We start from the raw sequence: 22,653 nt of genomic DNA, 5'->3' as shown, positions 1-22,653 counted from the left end.
GTGCGGCGGAGCCCCCGCAGGCCCCATGGATGCCGTGATTTGCCGAGCGGGCGGGAACACTTCCGGTATTCTGACCTGAGCCTGATTCGCGATGCACGGCAGAAGCCGGCCTCGTCGCGAACGCGGCATTCCCTGTGATCACCGCGTTCCCTACTGGCTCTAAGGTCTCGGCAGTCACGCTGCCGTGGCGAGAGTTACCGTCAATGCTTCCCGGCTTTCGTTTTCTGGTCGCCGCGATCGTCTGTTCCATCTCTCTCACCATCTTCGGCATGGGCGCTGCGGCCCTGTTGCGCGCGGCCCACGAGCAGTTCGTCAGCAACGCGTCCTGGCGCACGACTCAGGCCTCCGGCTTCACCACGTTCCTGCCGCCGGCCGAACCCACGCCGGTGCTCGCGGTGCTGCGGGTGGATTCGATTCCGACACCGCCGGTGACGCCGCCGCCGGTCGTGGCCGATGCTCCCCCGGCAGCGTCCGAGCCGCCGAGCGCGCCGTCGACGGCGGCGCCGGCCGCCGAGACGCCCGAGGCGACGCCCGTTGCGGTGGCCACCGATGTGCCTACGCCCTCGCTGCCGGCGGAAACGGTCGACACGTCCCGCACCTCCGCCATCGTCGAGACCGCGTCCGTGACGAACGACCGGATCGAGAGCACCAAACCGGAGCGCCCCATTCCGGACACGTCCGCTTCGATCGTCGTTCCGGTCGAAAAAGTCTCCGACAGGCCGAGCATGGACAGTTCGCCCGCGACTGCAGCGCCGCCCCCGCCGCCGGCGTCGACCGAAGCTGCGGCCGCCGTGGTCTCACCGCCGCCGCCGGCTCCTCAGATTCTCGCCAGCGCCGATCCGATGATGACGACCGCAGCCGCCGCCGCGCCCGTTCCGGCGGTGCTCGACCCGATCGCGGCCAAGCTCGCCGCGCTGGCCGAGCAGCCGGCGCACCAGGAGCGGCCCGCGGCCGGCGAGCATCGTGCCTCGGTGAAGGTCGCGAGCGTTCAGTTGCGCCGGAGCATCCTCAAGAAGCGCCAGGCCCGGGAGAAGCAGGTTGCGGCGCGCCGCGCCAAGCAGCGGCGCATCGCCCAGCGCGTCAGGGCGGCGCGGCAGGCAGCGGCCCAACTGCAGCAACAGACCGCGTTCCCCGATCCATTCGGACAGCAGCCATTTGGTCAACCGCAGGCGGCCGTCCAGCAGGCTGCCGGGCCGCGCACGCGGTAGGCGGAGCTAGCGATCAGGCCGGCCCGGTCGCAACCGGCGGACCGTTCTCGACGCCCCATTCCGACCACGAGCCGTCGTAGAGCGCGGTGTCGCGGATGCCGAGACGATAGAGCGCCAGCGTCAGCACCGCCGCCGACACGCCGGAGCCGCAGGAGGTCACGATCGGCCTGGCGAGATCGACGCCAGCGGCGCCGAACGCCTTACGTAGCTCGTCTAGCGGCTTCATCACGCCGGTCGCCGCGTCGAACAGCTCCGCATAGGGCAGATTGCGGCTGCCGGGGATATGGCCGGATCGGAGACCGGGCCGCGGCTCGGCGACCTCGCCCGCGAAGCGCGGCGCCTGCCGCGCATCGATCACCTGCTCGGCATTGCCGGCGAGATTGGCAACCATCTGCTCGATCCGGCGCACGCGCGCGGCATCGAACGTCGCGCTGAACGTGCCAAGCGCCGGCGTGACCTGCCCGCTCTCGACCCGGCGCCCCTCCGCCATCCACTTCTTCAGCCCGCCGTCGAGCACGCGCACATCCGTGTGGCCGAACGACAGGAACATCCACCAGGCGCGCGGCGCGGCGACCCAGCCGCCGGAATCATAGACCACCACCGTATCGCCATTGCTGACGCCGAGCCGGCCGGCGTCGCGGCCGAACTGCGCGGCGCTCGGATACATGTGCGGCAGCGGATTGGAATGGTCGGAGACCTCGTCGACGTCGAAAAACACGGCGCCGGGGATGTGCGCCTTCAGGTAATCGTCCTTCGGCAGCGGCAGCACACCCGGCATCTTGAAGGTCGCGTCGAGCACCTTCACCTTGGGATCGCCCAGATGCGCAGCGAGCCAGTCGGTGGAGACGAGAGGGTCGTCGTGGATGGTCATGCGCAAAAGCTCCGGGCTTCACATTCGATCGTCATCGCCGGACTTGATCCGGCGATCCACCTTGTCGAAGCGATGGACACGCGGGTCAAGCCCGCGTGCGACGGGCAGCGATCAATCCTTCTTCTTCGGCGCCCAGGCCTCGACCGGCCCGCCGCAGTCGCGCCACGCCGCGAAACCGCCGCCGATATGGGCGACCGGCTTCAGACCCATGTCCTGTGCGGTCTTGGCCGCGAGCGCCGAGCGCAGGCCGCCGGCGCAATGAAAGATGAACGTTTTGTCCTGCTGAAAGACCGGCTTGGCATAGGGGCTCTGCGGGTCGATCCAGAACTCCAACATGCCGCGGGTGCACGAGAACGCGCCGGGAATCCTGCCCTCGCGCTCGATCTCTCGGGGATCTCTGATATCGACGATCACGACATCGTCGCGCTTCGCCGCCGCGATCGCCTCAGCCGCCGAGAGCGTCTCGATCTCGGCATTGGCTTCATCGAGCAGCGCCTTGATCCCGCGCGTGATGGTCTGGGGCATGTCTTCTTCCTTCGTCTTTTCCAGCCGCCGAGCGGCGTCGTTTCGCGTCTACATTCCGGGGTCGTCCGTCAGGACCGAACCCGGAATCCAGAGCCGATCGCACAAGCTCGATATTCCGGATTTGGTCGCTATCGCGACCGCCCGCAACGACGGCCTTGCATCGCGCGCCGCAGAACGAGCGCCTTACCTCACCAGCTCCTTCATCGCCGCTTCCAATCCCTCGATCGTGATCGGATACATGCGCTCGGAGAAGATGCGGCGAATGATGGTGGTGGACTCCGAATAGTCCCAATGCTTCTGCGCCACCGGATTGAGCCACACCGCGTGGGGATAGGTGCGGATGACGCGGTCGAGCCACACCGACCCCGGCTCCTCGTTGACGTGCTCGACCGAACCGCCGGGCACCATGATCTCATAAGGCGACATCGAGGCGTCGCCGACGAACACGACCTTGTAGTCGTGCGGGTACTTGTGCAGCACGTCCCAGGTCGGCGTGCGGTCGGTGAAGCGGCGCTTGTTCTGCTTCCACACGCCCTCATAGAGGCAGTTGTGGAAGTAGAAATATTCCATGTGCTTGAATTCGCTCTTGGCGGCCGAGAACAGCTCCTCGACCTGGGCGATGTGCGAATCCATCGAGCCGCCGATGTCGAAGAACACCAGCACCTTCACCGCATTGCGCCGCTCGGGCCGCATGTGCACGTCGAGATAGCCGTGATTGGCGGTCTCGCGGATCGTGGTGTCCAGATCGAGCTCGTCCGGCGCGCCGGTGCGGGCGAACTTGCGCAAGCGGCGCAGCGCCACCTTGATGTTGCGGATGCCGAGCTCGACATTGCCGTCGAGATCCTTGAACTCGCGCCGGTCCCACACCTTCACGGCGCGATTGTTGCGGTTCTTCTCCTGGCCGATGCGGACGCCTTCGGGGTTGTAGCCATAGGCGCCGAATGGCGACGTGCCCGCCGTGCCGATCCACTTGTTGCCGCCCTGGTGGCGGCCCTTCTGCTCTTCCAGGCGCTTCTTCAAGGTCTCCATGAGCTTGTCCCAGCCCATGGCCTCGATCTCTTTCTTCTCTTCCTCGGTGAGGTATTTCTCGGCCAGCCTCCGCAGCCATTCCTCGGGGATTTCAGCCTTCTCCATCGCGTCGAGCAGGCTCTCCAGCCCCTTGAACACGGAGCCGAACACGCGATCGAACTTGTCGAGATTGCGTTCGTCCTTCACCAGCGCGGTGCGCGACAGATAGTAGAAATTCTCGACCGAATGCTCGGCGAGGTCGGCGTCGACCGCCTCCATCAGCGTGAGATATTCACGCAAGGAGACCGGGACCTGCGCGTCGCGCAGTGCTGTAAAGAATTGCAGGAACATGCCCATTAGATCGCGCGGCTGGGAGGGCACGTCAAGGGCCGCTCCCCGCCCCGCGCTGGACCCGCCGGCATTTTGCTCTACAATCCCTGGAACAACAGGCGGAATGGGGGCTTTCATGGGTATCATTGCAGCACTGATCATCGGCGCCGTCGCGGGCTGGCTGGCGGGGCTGATCGTGCGCGGCGCAGGTTTCGGCCTGATCGGCAACATGGTCATCGGCATCATCGGCGCGCTGGTCGCAAGCTACGTGCTGCCGGCGCTGCACATTGCGCTTGCCAGCGGCACGCTGGGGGCGATCCTGGACGCCACGATCGGCGCCGTCATCGTGCTCGTGATCCTCTCATTGATCAGGCGCGCTTGATTATTTCTGCTTCCGATGGCAGCCATCATCTCAAAGCCGCAGCGGCGTTGCCGCTGCGTAGCCACTCAACACAAGTTCGAACGATGAGCGAGACGCGATGAAATTTACCGGCACCCAGGACTACGTCGCCACCGACGACCTCAAAGTGGCCGTCAATGCGGCGATCGTGCTCGAGCGCCCGCTGCTGGTGAAGGGCGAGCCGGGGACCGGCAAGACCGTGCTGGCCGAGGAAGTCGCCAAGGCCGTCAACGCGCCGCTGCTCACCTGGCACATCAAGTCGACCACCAAGGCGCAGCAGGGCCTTTACGAATACGACGCCGTCTCGCGACTGCGCGACAGCCAGCTCGGCGACTCCAGGGTGTCCGACATCAAGAACTACATCAAGCGCGGCAAGCTGTGGGAGGCCTTCACGGCCGAGCAGCGGCCGGTGCTCCTGATCGACGAGATCGACAAGGCCGACATCGAGTTTCCGAACGACCTGCTGCTCGAGCTCGACCGGATGGAATTCCACGTCTACGAGACCAACGAGACCATCAAGGCGAAGCTGCGCCCGATCGTCATCATCACGTCCAACAACGAGAAGGAGCTGCCGGATGCGTTCCTGCGCCGCTGCTTCTTCCACTACATCAAGTTCCCCGATCCGGATACGATGGGCCGGATCGTCGACGTGCACTTCCCGAACATCAAAAAGCGGCTGGTCGAGGAAGCGCTGCGCATCTTCTTCGAGGTCCGCGACGTGCCCGGCCTGAAGAAGAAGCCGTCGACCTCCGAGCTGCTCGACTGGCTCAAGCTGCTGCTCAACGAGGACATCGGTCCCGAGCAGCTGCGCGAGCGCGATCCGCGCAAGCTGATCCCGCCGCTGCACGGTGCGCTGCTCAAGAACGAGCAGGACGTACACCTGTTCGAGCGGCTCGCCTTCCTCAGCCGGCGCGAGGTGTGAGGGCGCCCGGCTCAATCCGACCGGCGCGTCATTCCGGCGCCGTCCTCTTGATCAGGCGTCCGAGCGCACGCATGATCCCATCGACGGCAATCGGCTTCTCGCAGCGGAGGATCTTCGAGAATCGGTCCGGGATCACCGATTCGTCATAGCCGGTGGTGAAAACGAAGGGCACGCCGCGTTCGACCAGCAGATCGGCGACCGGAAACGCCATGTCGCCGCGCAGGTTCACGTCGAGAACGGCGCCTTCGATCCGCCCCTCGCGTTTGATCAAGGCGAGCGCGTCAGGGACGGTTCCGACCGGGCCCAGGATCGTGCCGCCGGCACCACCGAAGGCGCAGCGCAGCTCGTCGGCAAGCATATACTCGTCCTCGACGATGAGGATATGACGGTCGCGAAGCGAGCGTTCAGGCATGATCCTCAAGCTCCAGTGTGGTGAGCGAAACGGGAATCGATATCGTGCAACGGACACCGTCGGATGCGAAAGCGTACGAGGTCCTCGCGCTGAGCTGATAGGGCAAGGCCTGTTCGATCAGCTCGCGCCCTTGCCCCGTGCCGACGGGCATCGTGGCTGGCGGCGGCATGTCGACGCCGCTCTCGCGCCACTCGACATGCAGCCAGGGCTGGCCTTCCGCGCCTTCGCGCTCGAGCGACCAGACCACGCAGAGCCGGCCCGAGGGCTGCGCCAGCGCGCCATACTTGACCGCGTTGGTGGCGAGCTCGTGCAGGGCCATGGCAAGGGTCTGAACGGTCGACGACCGCAGCCTGACGCCGGACGGTCCCGACAGCCCGATGCGCTCCGAACCGCCGGCGACAGCCGACAGCTCGCTACGGATCAGATCGTCGAAGGTGACGCGATCATTCTCCTTGAGGCGGGACAGCAGGCCCTGGGCTCGGGACAGCGTATCCAGCCGATCACGGAAGCGGGCGCGAAAATCGCCGAGATCGGCGCTGGCACGCGCCGTCTTGTCGGCCATCGAGCGGACCACGCCCAGCAGGTTGCGGGTGCGATGCTGCAGTTCGGCCACCAGCACCTTCTGCCGCTCCTCCCATTCACGCCGCTCGGTCACGTCGACCATGGCGCCGGTCATGCGGATCGGTCGTCCCGCGTCGTCATAGAAGAAGCGCCCACGGCCGTACAGGCAGCGAATTGCGCCGCCCGGATGCACCACGCGAAACTCGCTGACATATTCCTGGTGCGCCTCCATCGCGCGGTGAAGCGCGGCTTCGGCTGCGGGACGATCGTCGGGATGGATGCGCGCCGCCCAGGCCTCGTAGCTGGGGGTCAGCTCGCCAACAGCATAGCCTTCCATGCGAAAGTGCTCGTCCGACCAATAGACCTCGCCGGTCGCGACGTTCCAGTCCCACAGGCCGAGCCGCCCGACCTCGACCGCGCTGCGCAGGCGCTCCTCGCTCTTGCGCAATTCCCGTTCGGCCTTGTTCTGCTCGGAGATGTCGCGCGCCGTCCCGAACCACTCGATGATCTCGCCGTCACGCCCGAGAATGGGGATGGCGCGCGAATCGATCCAGCCGAGGCTGCCATCGATCCTGATCACGCGGTGCTCCAGCTCGAACATGCCCTTCGTCGCGACGGCCCTGCTGATCGCCGCAGTCACCTGCGCCTGATCGTCCGGATGAATGTATTTCGCGAGCCAGCCCTGGCTCGGTTTCATCGTATCGGCGATGAAGTCCTTGCCCTGCAACTGGCGCATCTCCCGCCAGTCCGGGCTCATGCGATAGACGACGTCGGAGCTCGCGGTTACGAAAGCGCGATAGCGCTCCTCGCTGGCGCGCAGTCGCTCCGTCGCTTCGGCACGCAGACGGGCCATCTTGAGATGCGCCTCGACACGCGCCAGCAGTTCACGCGCACTGAACGGCTTGATCAGATAATCATCCGCACCGGCCTCCATGCCTTCGACGCGGCTCTCTTCTCCGGCCCGGGCCGACAGCAGGATCACCGGGATGGTACCGACCCGTTCATCGGCGCGCAGCCGTGCCAGCAACTGCATGCCGTCGATGCGCGGCATCATCACATCGGACAGAACGAGGTCGGGCTTGTCGCGGGCGATGGCCGCGAGCGCGGCTTCACCATCGGCGACGGTCTCGACATCGTAGCGCGCGGCGAGCAGGCGGCGGACATAGTCGCGCATGTCGGCATTGTCGTCGGCCAGGAGGATGCGGGGGCGCGGCCTGGCCCTGTCGGCTGACGTGGTGGTGATGTCGATGTCCGGAACGGCATGCGCGTCGAGCGACGGCGGATCCGGCAGCCAGCGCAATGCCTCCGCGATGAACGGCCGCGCACCGCGAAGCATGGGTTCCTGCGCCGGCGCCGCATCGGACGGGAGATGACTTCGTCCCCTGGGGATTCTGACCGTGAACGTGCTCCCCTGCCCGGCTTCGCTGGTCGCCGCGACGGATCCGCCGTGCAGCTTGGCGAGCTCATGCACCAGTGCGAGCCCGATGCCCGAGCCTTCATGGGTGCGGCCGAACGCGCCGGCGACGCGATGGAAACGCTCGAAGAGCCGCGGCAGCTCGTGCTGCGGGATGCCGGTCCCGGTGTCCTTCACGCTCAGCTCGAAATGACGATCGCAGGTGACGAGCCGGACCTCGATGTCGCCCGTGAAGGTGAATTTGAACGCGTTAGAGAGCAGGTTGAGGACGATCTTCTCCCACATTTCGCAATCGACATAGGCCGGCTCCGGCAGCGTCGGGCAATCCACGATCAGCCTGAGGCCGGCGGCTTCGATCGCCGAGCGGAAGGTGCTGGCGATCTCCGCGGTCAGGCTCGCGAGGTCAACCGGCGCGTAGACCGCCTGCATCCTGCCGGCCTCGATCCGCGAGAAATCCAGCAGCGTGTTGACCAGCTTGAGCAGCCGCAAGGCATTGCGCTGGGCGATCTCCAACCGGTCGCGATCTGCCGGCGGCAAGCTCTGCGACCGCAGCACATCTTCGAGCGGACCGAGCATCAGCGTCAGCGGCGTACGGAACTCGTGGCTCACATTGGCGAAGAACGCGGTCTTGGCGCGATCGATCTCGGCGAGCGTCTCAGCGCGGCGCCGCTCCTGCTCATAGGCGAGCGTCTCGGCGAAGGCGCTGCCGAGCTGAGCGGCCATCAGATCGAAGAAGCCCTGATGCTCGGCGTCGAGGGCGCGGCGCGGATTGACGCCACAGATCAGGATCGCCGTCGCCTGCTCCCGCCCCGTCGCAACCGGCAGCGCCAGTGCCAGCTGCGGCGGCTCGGGCCATGCGCCGGTCGGGACGCCGGCAAATTTCGCACGATCCAGCACGACGCGAATCGGCGCCACCGCGCGCGCCGCCGCCCGGACCGGCCACAGCCCGTCCCCATCGCTGTCAAGGGCAATCTGCGCCGGCGCGATTGCACTGTCCGGGTGTACCCCCGCGGCGCTCAGCAACCGTGCCGATCGCTGGTCCTCGCCGAGTTGGTAGATCAGCGCAAACGGGACATCATGCGGATTCTCGGCGAGGACGTCGGTGGCTTCGCGACAAGCATCCGCCAGACTGTCGGCACGGCCGCGCGCGGCGAGATCGCGCAAGGTCCGCATGCGGCGTTCGCCCACGACCCGGGCCGTCGTCTCGATGACGGGGGTGAAGACACCGCCGACACCGCCGGTCTCGTCGCGAATCGGCGAATAGGAGAACGAAAAATAGGTCTCTTCGAGGTAGCCATGGCGGTCGATGAACAGCGGCATGTCGCGCGAACGGGTCGCTTCGCCAAGCCCAACGACGTGCCGCAACATCGGGCCGATGACCTCCCAGATCTCGGACCATACCGCGTGCCCCGGCGCCCCGAGCGCGGCCGGATGCTTCTGCGAGCCGAGGATCGGGCGATATTCGTCATTGTAGAGCATGACGAGCTCCGGGCCCCACCAGATCAGGATCGGGAACGCGCAGTCCAGGCAGGTGCTGATCGACGTGCGCAACGACTGAGGCCAGCTCTCGGGCGGCCCCAACGGCGTCCGTGACCAATCATGGATGCGCATGAGCGCTCCCATCTCCCCGCCTCCCTGCAGGAAGTCGGCCCCGCGCGCGAACGCCTGAAACGTCGCGCGACCGGCATCCGAATGCTCGTTCACTCCTGGCCCCTTTTTCATCGCACAATATCGTGAAATGCGCGCGGGCGCCAAGCACTGGCCAGAACGGGCAACGAGCGCATCAACGAGGAACTCGGCGGCGCGGCGGGATCCATCCGTCCATCCACAGCCGATCTCGCAACTTGGGACAGTCCAACGCAAACGCTCGACGTGCGCGGCTGCGCTTGTTAAGCGCCAGCCTCTGCGTGAAGCGGGGTTGAGTCGGGGCACATGACGGTTGCGATCGAGATGGGGCAGACGGCGGCGGGATCGCCTGCCGCCCTGGACCTCGAGGAACTGCTGGCGACCCGGCTCCTGGTGCAGGGCAATTCCGGCTCCGGCAAGTCGCATCTCCTGCGCCGCCTGCTGGAGCAGAGCGCGCCCTGGGTGCAGCAGACGATCATCGACCCCGAGGGTGACTTCGTCACCTTGGCCGAGCGATTCGGCCATCTCGTGATCGAGGCCGAGGACCACACCGAGCGCGCCCTGCAGGTCGCCGGCGAACGGGCCCGGATGCATCGCGTCTCGACGGTGCTCAACCTCGAAGGCCTCGATGCCGAGAATCAGATGCGGCGCGCGGCCGCCTTTCTCAACGGCCTGTTCGAGATCTCCCGCGACCATTGGTACCCGATGCTGGTCGTGGTCGACGAAGCCCAATTGTTCGCACCGGCCGTCGCGGGCGAAGTCTCCGACGAGGCCCGCAAGGCGTCGCTGGGCGCGATGACCAACCTGATGTGCCGCGGCCGCAAGCGCGGGCTGGCGGGCGTGATCGCGACGCAGCGGCTGGCGAAGCTCGCCAAGAACGTCGCGGCCGAGGCCTCGAACTTCCTCATGGGCCGCACCTTCCTCGACATCGACATGGCCCGCGCTGCCGACCTGCTCGGCATGGAGCGGCGCCAGGCCGAGGCGTTCCGCGACCTCGAGCGCGGCCAGTTCATGGCGCTGGGCCCCGCGCTGTCGCGCCGGCCGTTGGGCCTGCGCATCGGCCCGACCGACACCAAGCCGCGCAACGCGACGCCGCGGCTGATGCCGCTGCCGGAAGCGTCGCTCGAAGACGCCCGCGCGGTGATTCTCGCCGCACCGCCGCCCGAGACCAACGCGCGGCCGCAGCGCAAGCCGCAGCCCGAGCTGCTCGACCAGCTGATGGCGGCGAAGTCTGCTGCGCTCGAGCTGCGCCCCGAGCCGCCGGCGCCCGCCGTCAGCGAGGAGGAGCTCGCCGAGCGCAAAGCCCGCGTCGAGCGCGTGCTGCGCGCGGTGCTGGCGGAGCCCGACGCCGGCTTCCGCGCCGTCGGCGTGCTCTACCAGGAATTCGTCGTCCGTTGCCGCATCGAGGGACTCGGCACGGCCGTGCCCGACCTCAACGAGTTCCGCCGCATGCTGACCCGCGCCCGCGCCGGCCTCGGTGGCGACGACACAGCCGACGACGCCGGCTGGCAGGACGTGTCGCTGCGCGCCTCGCTGCTGCCCGAGGACATGCAGGGCGTGTTCATGATGATCGCCCGCGCCGCCAAGGACGGCCGCCCCTGCCCGAGCGATGCCGCGATCGCCCGCGCCTACGGCTCGCACTCGCTGCGCCGGGCGCAGCGCCTGCTGACCTATATCGAGGACCAGGGCCTCATCGTCTGCCAGCTCGACGGCGCCGGCCGCCGCATCGTCACCCTGGTCGAGCTCGCCTGGGCCACCGCGCCAGGCGATCCCAATGCCGACGATGCGACCAACGAAGGCCTCGTCGCTTCGTCGTCGTGAGAGGTGCCCGGTTTGCTCCGGGCGCCTCCCGCCGTCGTCTGCGATCAGGTCGCGGCGATCCTGCCCATCGCCGGATCGCTGATGCTGGGCCGACCGTTCTCGACGTGGCCTGCAAGCTGCCAGTTGAAGTTGGCGTCGCCGTCCGTCGTGACCGTCAGGTCGTACCAGCCATGGGTCTGCTGCAGGCGAACCCGCGTCTCCAGCCGCTGGCCGCGCTGCAGCCGGTGCCGCTCGCTGCGTCCGGTGTAGTTGTCGGCCAGAGTCACCACGCAGCTCGCGCCCTTGTTGGTGAGCGCGATCGCAAGGCTGCGAGCATCGTCGCCGTCGTCCCAATCGCAGAGATGGACGGTATCGACATCGACGAGCGCCGCGGTGGTGGCGACGCCGCCCTTGAAGTGGCGGAAGAAGCCGTTCGGCCCGTACACCGACAGATCGTACTGGCCGGCGCTGGCCGCGAGGTCCCACACGCCGTGCAGCGATTTCCCGGCTTCGACGGTGTAGCTCCACGGGCCGGCCGCGGTGTTGCCGGAACGAACGTGGAAGCAGACGCCGGCCTGCCCCGGATTGACGAAGCGGATTCCGAACGTCTTGTGCGCGGCATCGGCATCGCCGTCGACACGCAGATCGTAGGGCAGCGCGCGCGCCGGACGGATGCCCGGCTCCTGCTGCGGCAGGACCTGCTTGGCGGGCGGCACCGGATGATAGTCGTCGAAGCGCGCGCCCGAGGTGATGTCGGCGACCGGCGGCTTGTAGCCGGCCGTGCTCGGCAGCGGCGCCATGCCTTCGTTGGGCGATGTGAAGTTGAACGCCGAGGTGAGATCGCCGCACACCGCGCGCCGCCATGCCGGGATGTTGCTCTCGAACAGATCGGGCGCCTTGTGGTGGAAGCGGCGCTCGATGAAGCGGATCACAGAAGTGTGGTCGAACACTTCCGAGCACACGAAGCCGCCGCGCGACCACGGCGACACCACCAGCATCGGCACGCGGACGCCGAGGCCGTAGGGACCGGCCATGTGGCTGCCATCGCCGGCGAAGAGGTCCGTGCTCACATCGACGGTCGACTGTCCCCAGGCCTGCGACATCGCCGGATACGGACCGACGACATGGTCGAAGAAGCCGCCGCCTTCGTCGTAGTTGATGATCAGCGCGGTCTTGCTCCACAGCTCCGGATTCGACGTCAGGATGTCGAGCACCTTGGAGATGTACCAGGCGCCCGGCCCCGGCAGCCAGTTCGGATGCTCGCTGAACGCCTCGGGAGCTGCGATCCACGAGACCTGCGGCAGGGTGCCGTTGCGGACGTCGTTGCGCAGCCCGTCGAACAGGTTCTCGAACGTGCCGCCATTGGCGATGTTGCTGCCGCGCAGCGCCTTCTCGTACAGCGGACTGCCTGCTTGCGAATTCTGGTACTGGTGGAAATACAGCAGCGAGTTGTCGCCGTAATTGCCGATCCACGGATTCTGGGTCCAGCCCCAGGAGCCGGCTGCATTCAGCCCGGTGCCGATGTCCTGATAGACCTTCCAGGAGATGCCCGCCTTCTCCAGCCGCTCCGGGAACGTGGTCCAGTCGTAGCCGGCTTCCGCATTGGTGATGACCGGTCCGCCGCCCTTGCCATCGTTGCCGTCCCAGCCGGTCCACAGGTAGTAGCGATTCGGATCGGTCGGTCCCATCACCGAGCAGAAATACTGATCGCACACCGTGAAGGCGTCGGCCAGCGCATAGTGCCAGGGCAGATCCTGCCGGTTCATGCAGGTCATGGTCGTGGTGCCCTTGTTGGCGATCCACTTGTCGTAGTTGCCGTTGTTCCAGGCCTTCTGACCGTCGTTCCAGCCATGGGCGACGTCCTCGACATAGACCTGGCCGGCATTGTCGACGCGGAACGGCATCACCGCCCCCGCGCCGTTCGGCTGCTGCCACACCGGGTTGCCGTTCGGCAGCTTCACCGCGCGGGGATCGTTGAAGCCGCGCACGCCGCGCATCGCACCGAAATAATGGTCGAAGGCGCGGTTCTCCTGCATCAGCACCACGATGTGCTTGACGTCCTCGATGCTGCCGTGGCGATTGAACGCCGGAATGGCATGCGCGCGCTCGATGCTCTGGCCGAGGGCGGCGGTCGCAGCCGACGCTCCGAGCAGCCGCAGGAACTCGCGCCGGTTGTGCGCGATCGTGTTCGACATCTCGTTCATTCCCCATGGTGATGACGGTGTCGAGCGGCTTAGGTCGGCGCGTTAACAACCGCGTGACCGGGCGGTAAAGGATGTGTGGCAGGCTTTTGACGCCGCGCGGCGGAGCGGCATTCGCGGCGAGGGCGCCCTGCCGCGATGCACGTCGAAGCCGCCATTGCCCTTGCACCCGAGACGAAAAGCTGAATGATCCGTTCGGGTTGCGACGACGACAGACCGGGCGAGCCCGGATTTGGCGGGTTGCGTTGTTGAGGATGGTTTGCATATGCCGACGTTGACGGTGCAAGCGGCGGGTCTGCAGGGCGCGGTGGCATGGACATGGCTGCAGGTCGTGTCCAACGGACTGATCGCCAGCGCCTTCTTCACTATCGCCTTCGTCGTCGGCACGTTCCTGCGGCGGCGCTGGCGCGACGTCATGTTCCGCGGCATCGTCGGGGCGCTTGCGACCTTCGTGGCCGTCGTCGGGGTCACCCGCCTGCTCGCGATCGTCGATCTCTGGGTGCCGACCTCGACCATCACGGACATCATCAACGTCTTTCTCGGCGTCACCTCGATCGGAATCATCGTCATCATGATCAAGATGCTGCCTCAGCTTCTGGTCCTGCCGACGCGCATCACCTTGCAGAAAGCCTATGCGCAGCTCGAGGAGGAGATCCGGCAGCGCCGCGCCGCGGAAGCGATGGTGCGGCGATTCCAGGAAATCGAGGCCAACGAGGCCCAGGTCCGTCAGGCGCAGAAGATGGAGGCGATCGGCCAGCTCACCGGCGGCGTCGCGCACGACTTCAACAATATCCTGACCGTCATCACCGGGACGATCGAGATCCTTGCCGACGCCGTCAAGGACAAGCCCCAGCTCGCCGGCATCGCCGGCATGATCAGCGCCGCCGCCGAGCGCGGCGCCGATCTGACCCGGCATCTGCTCGCCTTCTCGCGCCGCCAGCCGCTGCAGCCGCGCGCCACCGACATCAATGCACTCATCGTCGAGGCCGGCCGCCTGCTGCGGCCGACCCTCGGCGAGCAGATCGAGATCGAATCGATGCTGGCCCATGACAGCGCGCCGGCGCTGATCGATCCGAGCCAGCTCTCGACCGCGATCCTCAACCTCGCGCTCAACGCCCGCGACGCGATGCCGGACGGCGGCAAGCTGACCCTGGAGACCAAGAACGTCACGCTCGACGAGCACTATGCGCAGTTGAACCGCGACGCCAAGCCCGGCAGCTACGTCATGATCGCGGTCAGCGACACCGGCCAGGGCATTCCCGGCCCGCTGCTCGACAAGGTGTTCGAGCCGTTCTTCACCACCAAGGACGTCGGCAAGGGCTCGGGCCTCGGGCTCAGCATGGTCTATGGCTTCGTCAAGCAGTCGAACGGCCACGTCAAGATCTACAGCGAGGAAGGCCACGGCACCACCGTGAAGCTCTATCTGCCGCGGGCCGCGGGCGCGCCGGAGCTGCCTGCCGCCGACACGGCACGTCCGGCGGTGGCGCGCGGCGGCGAGACCATTCTGATCGTCGAGGACGATGCGCTGGTGCGGGACTACGTGGTCGCGCAGGTGCGGCGGCTCGGCTATCGCACGCTCGCCGCCAGCAACGCCGCCGAGGGCCTGGCGCTGATCGACAATCCGGAACGCATCGACCTGCTGTTCACCGACGTCATCATTCCAGGCGGCATGAACGGCCGCCAGCTCGCGATCGAGGCCGAGAAGCGCCGTCCCGGACTGAAGGTGCTCTACACATCGGGCTACACGGAGAACGCGATCGTGCATCATGGCCGGCTCGATGCCGACGTGCTGCTGCTGGCGAAGCCGTATATGAGCGCCGATCTCGCGCGCATGATCAGGACGGCGCTGGAAGCGTGAGGCGAACCGCGATGGTGGCGCCGGTCGGTCGATGTCTCGCTTGCCAGAGCTCGCGCGTCACAACCGGTGTCGTCCCGGCCCTGCGCCGGGACCCATAGCCACCGGCCATGGTGGTGAAGCGAGATCGATCCACCAGCGTGCCTCACACATCTTCCTGGGGTTATGGGTCCCTGTGCAAGGCCGGGACGACGGCTGAGATCGCGGTTGGCGCCTTCCATCACACTGTGCCCGAGACAACCCATAAAGACGCGACGCCGCCTTCCCGCCGCCCATGAGGCGCAGGTGATGCGGCAATCATGTCCCTCCTGAAAATCGAGAGGGCGCGAGGAAGGCCGGACCTCGGCTGAGGCCCGTGGCCCGCCTGCTCAAAAGAATGCAGGCGGCAGGTACCACAGGTACAGCCGGACAGACCCGGCCTTCCCCGCGCGATGGTTTTACGGTGTCCTTCGTGCTCTCCCTGGGGATCGGCGTTCTTGCCCCCATTTTGCAACAACGCGCCTTTGGCGCGTTGCGCAGACCTCAGCGTCGAGAGGCCAGGACCACACGACTTCGCCGTCCGTCACGACTGCACTCGTCTGGCACAGCCGTCACGTCCATCGCAGCCCGCCTCCACGTTCGTGACGACGCGTACGTCCCTCTGCTCGAGGCGGGATGGGCAAGACCATCGTCCTGATTTGCCCGACGACGCAAGCCGGCGCGGCTGCGGCAAACTAACTCGACGGGCATTTCGCGCATACGAAGCATGCGGAGATTGCCCGTCGGGCACATCTGGCCGGCGCTCCATCCGGATGTGAAGCCGTGAAGATCGGCTGACAATCAGCGGACGGACGGAGCAGCGGCGGCTTCCCCCCGCGCCGCAAGCGGCAATGACGCCTGCCTCAGACTTTCCGACGGCGTCTCACCGTAGATCTTTCGATACTCCCTGGCGAAATGCCCGGGATTGCTGAAGCCACATCGCAAGGCGATCGACGTCACCGTGTCACCTGCTTTCGCATCGTACAGCAAGCGGTGCGCATGTTGGATTCGCGTCAGCTTGATCTTCTCGGCCAAGGAGACGCCGCTCTTCGCGAAGTACTGATAGACCGTGCGGGGGCTGACGCCGTAGCGAACCGCGAGCTGCTGGATCGATATCTTCTGATCCCAGTTCGTCTCAATGTGTTCCAGTATCCTGCGAATGGGCTCCGGCACTTGGCGATCGCGATCGAGATGATCCGCGGTGACGTCGATCGTCGCGCCGACGAGATGGGTTCGTCCGTCGGACGGGCTGTAGACGGAGGTCGCCATGCCACGGACCCAGCGCACCGTACCGGCTTTGCCAAGCACCCGGTAGTCGCGCGTATAGCCGGTTCGCTTCATGATCGCACGACGGATGACCTGCGCGAGCCCGTTCCGATCCTCGGGATGCACGTGGCACAACATGTCGCGCAGCGACGATGGCGGCGCCGGCGGAAAATCTCCCTTGGAATCGTCTGCATCGACGATCAGGTTGAACGTCGACAACCCAGCGAGCTTCTCCGCGGCTGAAAGCTGTTCTTCCAGGATCCTGGTTGTCGTGATGTCTTCGACCACGGCGCAGAACCACTTCAGGCGGCCCCTGGCGTCCCTGATCGGATTGACGGTCACACGTCCCCACACGACGCTTCCGTCCCGCCGGAAGTAGCGCTTGTCGAGCTGATAAGTCGCGATCTCGCCTGCAAGCAGCTTGTCGTGCTGCAGTCGATTGCGCTCCCAGTCCTCTGGATGGGTCAGATCGACAAAGGTCAGCCCACCGGACTTGAGCTGCTCCAGCGTGTATCCAACGATCCGGCAGCATTCGGCGTTCGCAAACCGGACATGTCCCGTCGCACTGTCGACGATCGAGATGCCGATGCCGAGGCTGTCCAGAAACCCCCTCGGCACCGCTATGATTTCGGCAATGTCCTTCCCTGGCATGTCGAAGCCGATACCATCCAATCCGGATGGAGCCTAGCGCCGAGGATCATGTCGATCTTGATCTAAGGCAATCCCGGCCCTGCGACACCTGAACACGCCCCGCAGATTCACGGCCATTCCTGCACAATCAGAACATCGCTGCAGATTGCTGCCTAACCGAATCTTACTGACGAGCTGTTAGATTGAATAAAGCCCCCGGGAATTTACGGGGATCATCGAGTTCAGGAATGATCGCAGTCAGCGCCGTCTCCGGATCACAGCAACTATCGCGTGATCACGAGCATGTGCACATCGCTGGCGTGATCGTTTGCACAGGAGACCGTCATGTTTGGCCGCAAGAACAACGCCGCATCCCTGACCGCCCTGGCCGCAAACGCGATCACCGCGAAGGTGATGGTCGCCGACGACAAACTCAACATCGTCTACATGAACGAGGCGGTACGGGCGCTCATGCGTGAGGCGGAGGCCGATCTCAAGGCGCAGTTGCCGAACTTCCGCGTCGACGGACTCATCGGCACCAACATCGACGTGTTCCACAAGGACCCGACGCACCAGCGCCGCATGCTGCAGGCCCTTACGTCCGAGCACCGGGCCACCATCAAGATCGGGAAGTGGACGTTCGATCTGGTCGCGCAGCCCTTGAAACACCCGGATGGAACCCGCGCCGGAACGGTCGTCGAGTGGTCCGACGCGAGCGTGCGGCTGCAGAACCTCGACTACAGCGCCCAGGTCGCGGCCATCGGTCGATCACAGGCCGTGATCGAATTCAACCTGGACGGCACGATCGTCACCGCCAACGACAACTTTCTGCATGCGCTTGGCTACAGTCTGCCGGAGATCCAAGGCAAGCATCACAGCATCTTCGTTTCGCCGCAGGAGCGCGACAGTGCCGGCTATCGCGAGTTCTGGGCCGCCCTGAACCGCGGCGAATACCAGGCCGCAGAATACAAGCGGATCGGAAAGGGCGGCAAGGAGGTCTGGATTCAGGCGTCCTATAATCCGGTGTTCGATCAGAACGGAAAGCCCTTCAAGGTCGTCAAGTTCGCCACCGACGTGACCGCCCAGAAGCTTCGGAATGCCGATCTCGCCGGACAGATCGCCGCCATCAGCAAATCGCAGGCCGTGATCGAGTTCGAACTGGACGGCACCATCATCAACGCCAACGACAATTTCCTGCAGGCGCTCGGCTATACGCTGTCCGAGATCAAGGGCCGTCACCATTCGATGTTCGTCGATCCGTCGGAGCGCGACAGCCCGGCCTATCGCAACTTCTGGGCCGCCCTGAACCGCGGAGAATATCAGGCATCGGAATACAAGCGGATCGGCAAGGGCGGCCGCGAGGTCTGGATTCAGGCCTCCTACAATCCAATCCTCGACCTCAATGGCAAGCCCTTCAAGGTCGTGAAATACGCCACCGACGTCACCAAGCAGGTGCTGGTGCGGATGGGCAATGAGCGCGTTCGCGGCATGATGGAGTCCGTCGCGGCGGGTGCCGAGGAGTTGAACGCCTCGGTGCGCGAGATTTCCGAGGCCATGACCAAGTCGCGCGAGACCGCCATGGGGGCGGCTGACCGGGTCGCCTCAGCCGATTCGCAGGCCAAGCGGTTGAGCGAGGCGACACAGGCGATGAGCGGCATCGTCGAACTGATCGGCAACATCACAGGGCAGATCAACCTGCTGGCGCTCAATGCCACGATCGAATCGGCGCGCGCCGGCGATGCCGGCCGCGGCTTTGCCGTGGTCGCGTCGGAGGTCAAGAATCTCGCCACGCAGGCCAAGGCCGCCACCGACAAGATCGGCGCGGAGATCTCCGGACTGAACGGGATCTCCAGCGAGGTCGTGAATGCGCTGAACGCGATCAAGGTCGAGATCCAGAACGTCAGCGAATACGTCACCTCGACCGCCGCCGCCGTCGAGGAGCAGAGCACGGTCACCGGCGAGATGTCGTCCAGCATGCAGCGCGCAGCCGCAGAGGCGCAGGCGATCGCAGCAGGCAGGGCGTAGAGACCGCCCGAGCGCGGCGCTTCCCCGCGAGCGCCGCGGCCAGGATCAATCCTGCGTCGCGTCCCAGGTCACCGGCAGATTGAGCAGACCGCGAAACGCCCAGCCGCCGATGCGCACCGGCTCGGTGTCACGCAGGCGCAGGTCCTTGAGCCGCGCGAACAGCGTCGGCAGCGCGACGTCGGCGATCATCGCGCGCGAGGCCCAGGCGCCCGCGCAGAAATGCGGGCCTGCGCCGAAGGCGATGCTCTTGGAGACGTCGCGGCGGATGTCGAAGCGATCGGGATCGGTGAAATGCGCCTCGTCGCGGTTGGCCGAGCCGAACATCAGGAACACGCGCTCCTCCGGCTCGAAGGCGACGTCGCGGATGCTCCATGGCCTGGCGATCCGCCGCGGCGACATGCCGATCGGCGAGATCCAGCGGGCATATTCCTCGAACACCTGGAGCCAGCGCACCTCGCCAGTGATGGCCAGCGCGAGCTGCTCGGGATGCGTCAGCAGCGCCCACACCGTGCCGGCGATCGCGTCGCGCGGTTCGTTCTGGCCGCCCGAGATGGCGAGCTTGATGTTGGCGCGGATGCTCTCCATCGGCATTTGCGCGGCGAGCATCACGCCAAGCAGGCTCTGGTTCGGGGTCTTCTCCAGCACCGGCAGCATGTCGTCGATCGCGGCATCGATGCCGGCGGTCGCGGCGTTGCAACGCGCCTCGACCGCGGGATCGCCGGTGTAGTTGGCGATGCCGTCGATCATCGCCTGCGACCACGCATTCATGTCCTGGAAGCGCATGTTGGTGAGGCCGGTGATCAGCTTCAGGCACTCGGCCGAGAACGGCAGAGCGAAATCGCCGACGAGATCGACATCCGTGGCCGGATCGAGCGCATCGATCAGCCGGTCGGCGTGCGCCTGGAACTGCGCCAGCCAGTGCACGCGCACGGCGCGCGGCGACACCGCCGGCGCGATCGCCTGACGCTCCGCCATGTGCGCCGCGCCATCCTTGCGCATCATGTTGTGACCCATCAGCCGGTTCATCAGGCCCTGCGGCTGATGCGAGCTGAAGACGTCGATCTGCTTTTCGGACACGAAGATGTCGTCGCGGCGGCACAACAGCGTGCTGCCGAGCTGCGGCACGAAGGCGATCGGCGCCTCCTGGCGCATGCGCGCCAGCGCCGGATAGGGATCGGCCCAGAAGGTGGCGGTATCGATGTCGAAGCGCGGTGCTGTGCTCACTGTCGATCTCCAGTCGGACGGCGCAAGCTAGCCGCGCGCGCGGGCGACGTCTGTCCCGGCGATGGGTGACAGCATGCGCGCGCCTCTCGCTCAGTTCAGCGGCCGCGGTGTCGCCATCAGGCGCAGCGCGATTGCGAACAGCTCGTTCTGCGAGGCGATGCCGAGCTTCTCATAGGCGCGCTTGCGATAGGTGAAGACGGAGTTGAGGGCGATGCCGAGATCTCCGGCGATCGCCTCCGAGGTGAAGCCCTCGAGGATGCGCCGGCAGACGTCCTTCTCCCGCGCGGTCAGCACCGACAGCGGTCCGCCGGCGGCGAACAACGAGGCAAATCTGTCGGCCGGATCCATCGCGGCGGCGCGATCCTGGCAATGACGCGCGACGATGGCCCCCACGATCGGGGCGACCGCGGCGATGCGCTGGCGCTCGTGGGGCGCAAAGCCGCCTTGGACAGCGGTGCGATAGAAATTCACATAGGTGCAGTGATCGCCGACCCAGATCGCGGTGGCGGCCTTGTCGACGATCTCGGAATCCTCGAAGAAAAGCTTGCGGTAGCCCTTCGGGTACATGCGGCGTGCGAAGTTCGGCAGCAGGATGTGGCGCGCGTCTCCGCGCGCGCGAAAGATCGCCTCCCGGTTCGGATCGGCGGTGTGGAAATGCTCCGAATAGGCCGCGCCGAGGTCGGGCCCGATCGCGATGTTGCCCGTGCTGAGCAGGCAGCGCGCCGAGCGCTGGTTCTCGAAGGTGAACACCATGCAGTGACCGACATCGGCAACGATGCGCAACGCCTCGATCAGGACTTGCGGAAACGCGGGCTGTCCGATCGCGAGCACCATCGCGCCGACGGCTCCGGCCGCCTCGATGCCAGGCTCCTGAGCCTCCATGCGTTCCTCCCGGATCTTTCTGTTCTCCGAAACCTAGCAGCAACCCGCCTCGGCTGGAAGCGCCGCGCCCTGCGTCACCAACCACGGGGACAGACACGGGGCTGCCGGTCCGGCTACGCTCATCGGCCAAGGTCTCGGCCAGTCAACGCGCCGAGCATGCTCAACGGGGAGGATACGCGATGAGAGCCGCGCTCACGGCGATCGGAATTGCTGCAACGATGGCTTTCGGCTCGCCCGCGCGCGCCGACATCAAGGTCGGTATCGTGGTGTCCGCAACCGGGCCGGGCTCCGCGCTCGGCCAGCCGCAGATCAAGGCGGTGGCGGCGCTGCCGAAGGAGATCGGCGGCGAGAAGATCGTCTACATCGCGCTCGACGACGAATCCGACAGCGTGAAGGGATTGCAGAACGCGCGCCGGCTGGTGATCCAGGACGGCGTCGACGTCATCATCGGCTCGTCGCTGACGCCGGTGACCATGCCGATGCTCGACGTCGCGCTCGAAAGCAGGACGCCGTTGCTGTCGCTGGCGGCCTCGACCGCGATCGTGCAGCCGATGGATGACAAGCGCAAATGGGCGTTCAAGGTCGTGCCCAATGACGACATCATGGCGGCGGCCATGCTCAAATACATCGCCAAGAGCGGGGTGAAGACGCTCGGCTTCATCGGCGTGTCCGACGGCTATGGCGAGGGCTACTATCAGGAGGTGACGAAGCTCGCGCCGAAGCTCGGGCTCACGGTGACCACCCACGAGGTCTATGCGCGCGGCGACACCAGCGTCACCGGCCAGGCGCTCAAGGTGATCGCCACCAATCCGGACGCGGTGTTCATCGCCTCGGCCGGCACGCCGGCCGTGCTGCCGCAGCAGGCACTGCGCGAGCGCGGCTATGCCGGCAAGATCTTCCAGACCCATGGCGTCGCGACGCAGGAGTTCATCAAGCTCGGCAAGGAGAATGTCGAGGGTGCGATCTTCGCCGGCGAAGCGTTCTCGATCGCCGACGATCTGGCGCCCGAGGATCCCTTCCGCCGCGCCAACGACGCGTTCGTCTCCGCCTATCAGGCCGCCAATGGCGACAAGCCCAACATTTTTGCCGCGCATGTGTGGGACACCGCGACCCTGCTCAAGGGCGCCATTCCCGGCGCGCTGAAGGCTGCCAAGCCCGGCACGCCGGAATTCCGCGCCGCGCTGCGCGACGAACTCGAGCGCGGCAAGGATGTCTATCTCAACAACGGCCTCTCCAACATGAGCCCGACCGACCACAACGGCTACGACGAACGCTCGGCGTTCCTGATCAAGGTCGAGGGCGGGAGGTTCAGGCTGGTGAAGTAGGTAACGTCGCGTTGTCGGCCCGACTATTTCAGCACGGGCGGTGCAACCTCTCCCCGCCCTTTGCGGGGAGAGGTCGGATTGCACAGCAATCCGGGTGAGGGGCATGGCACATCAGCGGCCAGGATCACCGGTCCATCGGACGAGCACGAC

The 22,653-nt window shown here is 66.1% G+C and carries 16 protein-coding genes; 7 read left to right on the top strand and 9 right to left on the bottom strand.

Annotated elements, in window-relative coordinates:
• The first annotated feature begins 134 nt into the window (after nt 1-134).
• Nucleotides 135-1,208 (top strand): hypothetical protein, encoded by a 1,074-nt coding sequence (locus ACQR2C_RS20995; RefSeq protein ID WP_315804513.1) that lies wholly within the window; start codon nt 135-137, stop codon nt 1,206-1,208.
• Between the two features lie 13 nt (nt 1,209-1,221).
• Here ACQR2C_RS20995 and sseA read toward each other — a convergent pair whose 3' ends face one another.
• The 3 genes from sseA to ACQR2C_RS20980 all read right to left on the bottom strand — a co-directional run bounded on the left by sseA (nt 1,222) and on the right by ACQR2C_RS20980 (nt 3,963).
• On the bottom strand, nt 1,222-2,079 hold the full coding sequence (sseA, locus tag ACQR2C_RS20990) for a 3-mercaptopyruvate sulfurtransferase (protein WP_315804512.1): 858 nt from the start codon (nt 2,077-2,079) through the stop codon (nt 1,222-1,224).
• A gap of 111 nt (nt 2,080-2,190) precedes the next feature.
• A complete protein-coding gene (locus ACQR2C_RS20985; protein ID WP_315804511.1) occupies nt 2,191-2,604 on the bottom strand; it encodes a rhodanese-like domain-containing protein in 414 nt (137 codons plus the stop codon).
• A 183-nt stretch (nt 2,605-2,787) separates the two neighbouring features.
• A complete protein-coding gene (locus ACQR2C_RS20980; RefSeq protein WP_434882080.1) occupies nt 2,788-3,963 on the bottom strand; it encodes a vWA domain-containing protein in 1,176 nt (391 codons plus the stop codon).
• Nucleotides 3,964-4,078: 115 nt separating this feature from the next.
• Between ACQR2C_RS20980 and ACQR2C_RS20975 the strand changes: the two genes are divergently transcribed.
• Together ACQR2C_RS20975 and ACQR2C_RS20970 are read left to right on the top strand one after the other, a co-directional pair.
• Nucleotides 4,079-4,324: a GlsB/YeaQ/YmgE family stress response membrane protein gene (locus ACQR2C_RS20975; RefSeq protein WP_315717851.1), complete on the top strand. Its 246-nt coding sequence runs from the start codon at nt 4,079-4,081 to the stop codon at nt 4,322-4,324.
• A 97-nt stretch (nt 4,325-4,421) separates the two neighbouring features.
• Complete coding sequence (locus ACQR2C_RS20970; protein WP_315717852.1) at nt 4,422-5,264, top strand: AAA family ATPase; 843 nt, start codon at nt 4,422-4,424, stop codon at nt 5,262-5,264.
• A 28-nt stretch (nt 5,265-5,292) separates the two neighbouring features.
• On the opposite strand, the gene ACQR2C_RS20965 is transcribed toward ACQR2C_RS20970, so the two are convergent.
• Nucleotides 5,293-5,676 carry a response regulator gene (locus ACQR2C_RS20965; RefSeq protein ID WP_434882018.1) on the bottom strand — a complete coding sequence of 128 codons (384 nt, stop codon included), beginning with the start codon at nt 5,674-5,676 and terminating at the stop codon, nt 5,293-5,295.
• Entirely contained in the window at nt 5,669-9,355 is a 3,687-nt protein-coding gene (locus tag ACQR2C_RS20960) for a PAS domain-containing protein (protein WP_434882017.1), read from the bottom strand. Before ACQR2C_RS20960 ends, ACQR2C_RS20965 begins: the two co-directional genes overlap by 8 nt.
• A gap of 228 nt (nt 9,356-9,583) precedes the next feature.
• Between ACQR2C_RS20960 and ACQR2C_RS20955 the strand changes: the two genes are divergently transcribed.
• Complete coding sequence (locus ACQR2C_RS20955) at nt 9,584-11,098, top strand: helicase HerA domain-containing protein (RefSeq protein WP_434882016.1); 1,515 nt, start codon at nt 9,584-9,586, stop codon at nt 11,096-11,098.
• A gap of 44 nt (nt 11,099-11,142) precedes the next feature.
• Here ACQR2C_RS20955 and ACQR2C_RS20950 read toward each other — a convergent pair whose 3' ends face one another.
• Nucleotides 11,143-13,272 (bottom strand): phosphocholine-specific phospholipase C, encoded by a 2,130-nt coding sequence (locus tag ACQR2C_RS20950; RefSeq protein ID WP_316177812.1) that lies wholly within the window; start codon nt 13,270-13,272, stop codon nt 11,143-11,145.
• A gap of 271 nt (nt 13,273-13,543) precedes the next feature.
• Here ACQR2C_RS20950 and ACQR2C_RS20945 point away from each other — a divergent pair, with 271 nt between their 5' ends.
• Nucleotides 13,544-15,136 (top strand): ATP-binding protein, encoded by a 1,593-nt coding sequence (locus tag ACQR2C_RS20945; protein WP_315804505.1) that lies wholly within the window; start codon nt 13,544-13,546, stop codon nt 15,134-15,136.
• Between the two features lie 816 nt (nt 15,137-15,952).
• Here the strand turns inward: ACQR2C_RS20945 and ACQR2C_RS20940 are convergent.
• Nucleotides 15,953-17,089 (bottom strand): PAS domain S-box protein, encoded by a 1,137-nt coding sequence (locus ACQR2C_RS20940; RefSeq protein WP_434882015.1) that lies wholly within the window; start codon nt 17,087-17,089, stop codon nt 15,953-15,955.
• A gap of 303 nt (nt 17,090-17,392) precedes the next feature.
• Here ACQR2C_RS20940 and ACQR2C_RS20935 point away from each other — a divergent pair, with 303 nt between their 5' ends.
• The gene (locus ACQR2C_RS20935; protein ID WP_434882014.1) at nt 17,393-19,072 is read left to right on the top strand and encodes a PAS domain-containing protein; all 1,680 of its coding nucleotides are present in this window, start codon (nt 17,393-17,395) and stop codon (nt 19,070-19,072) included.
• 45 nt (nt 19,073-19,117) lie between these two features.
• Here the strand turns inward: ACQR2C_RS20935 and ACQR2C_RS20930 are convergent, their stop codons facing one another.
• Together ACQR2C_RS20930 and ACQR2C_RS20925 are read right to left on the bottom strand one after the other, a co-directional pair.
• Nucleotides 19,118-20,296 (bottom strand): cytochrome P450, encoded by a 1,179-nt coding sequence (locus ACQR2C_RS20930; protein ID WP_434882013.1) that lies wholly within the window; start codon nt 20,294-20,296, stop codon nt 19,118-19,120.
• A 90-nt stretch (nt 20,297-20,386) separates the two neighbouring features.
• A complete protein-coding gene (locus tag ACQR2C_RS20925; RefSeq protein ID WP_434882012.1) occupies nt 20,387-21,178 on the bottom strand; it encodes a helix-turn-helix transcriptional regulator in 792 nt (263 codons plus the stop codon).
• Between the two features lie 179 nt (nt 21,179-21,357).
• On the opposite strand from ACQR2C_RS20925, the gene ACQR2C_RS20920 reads away from it, so the two are divergent.
• Nucleotides 21,358-22,503 (top strand): ABC transporter substrate-binding protein, encoded by a 1,146-nt coding sequence (locus ACQR2C_RS20920; protein ID WP_434882011.1) that lies wholly within the window; start codon nt 21,358-21,360, stop codon nt 22,501-22,503.
• Nucleotides 22,504-22,653: the final 150 nt, after the last annotated feature.

Origin of the sequence: Bradyrhizobium sp. HKCCYLRH3061, assembly GCF_051168015.1 — a bacterium.
Classification (GTDB): Bacteria; Pseudomonadota; Alphaproteobacteria; order Rhizobiales; family Xanthobacteraceae; genus Bradyrhizobium.
Note: the sequence above shows the minus strand (reverse complement) of the source record. Positions and strands in the feature narration are given on the sequence as shown.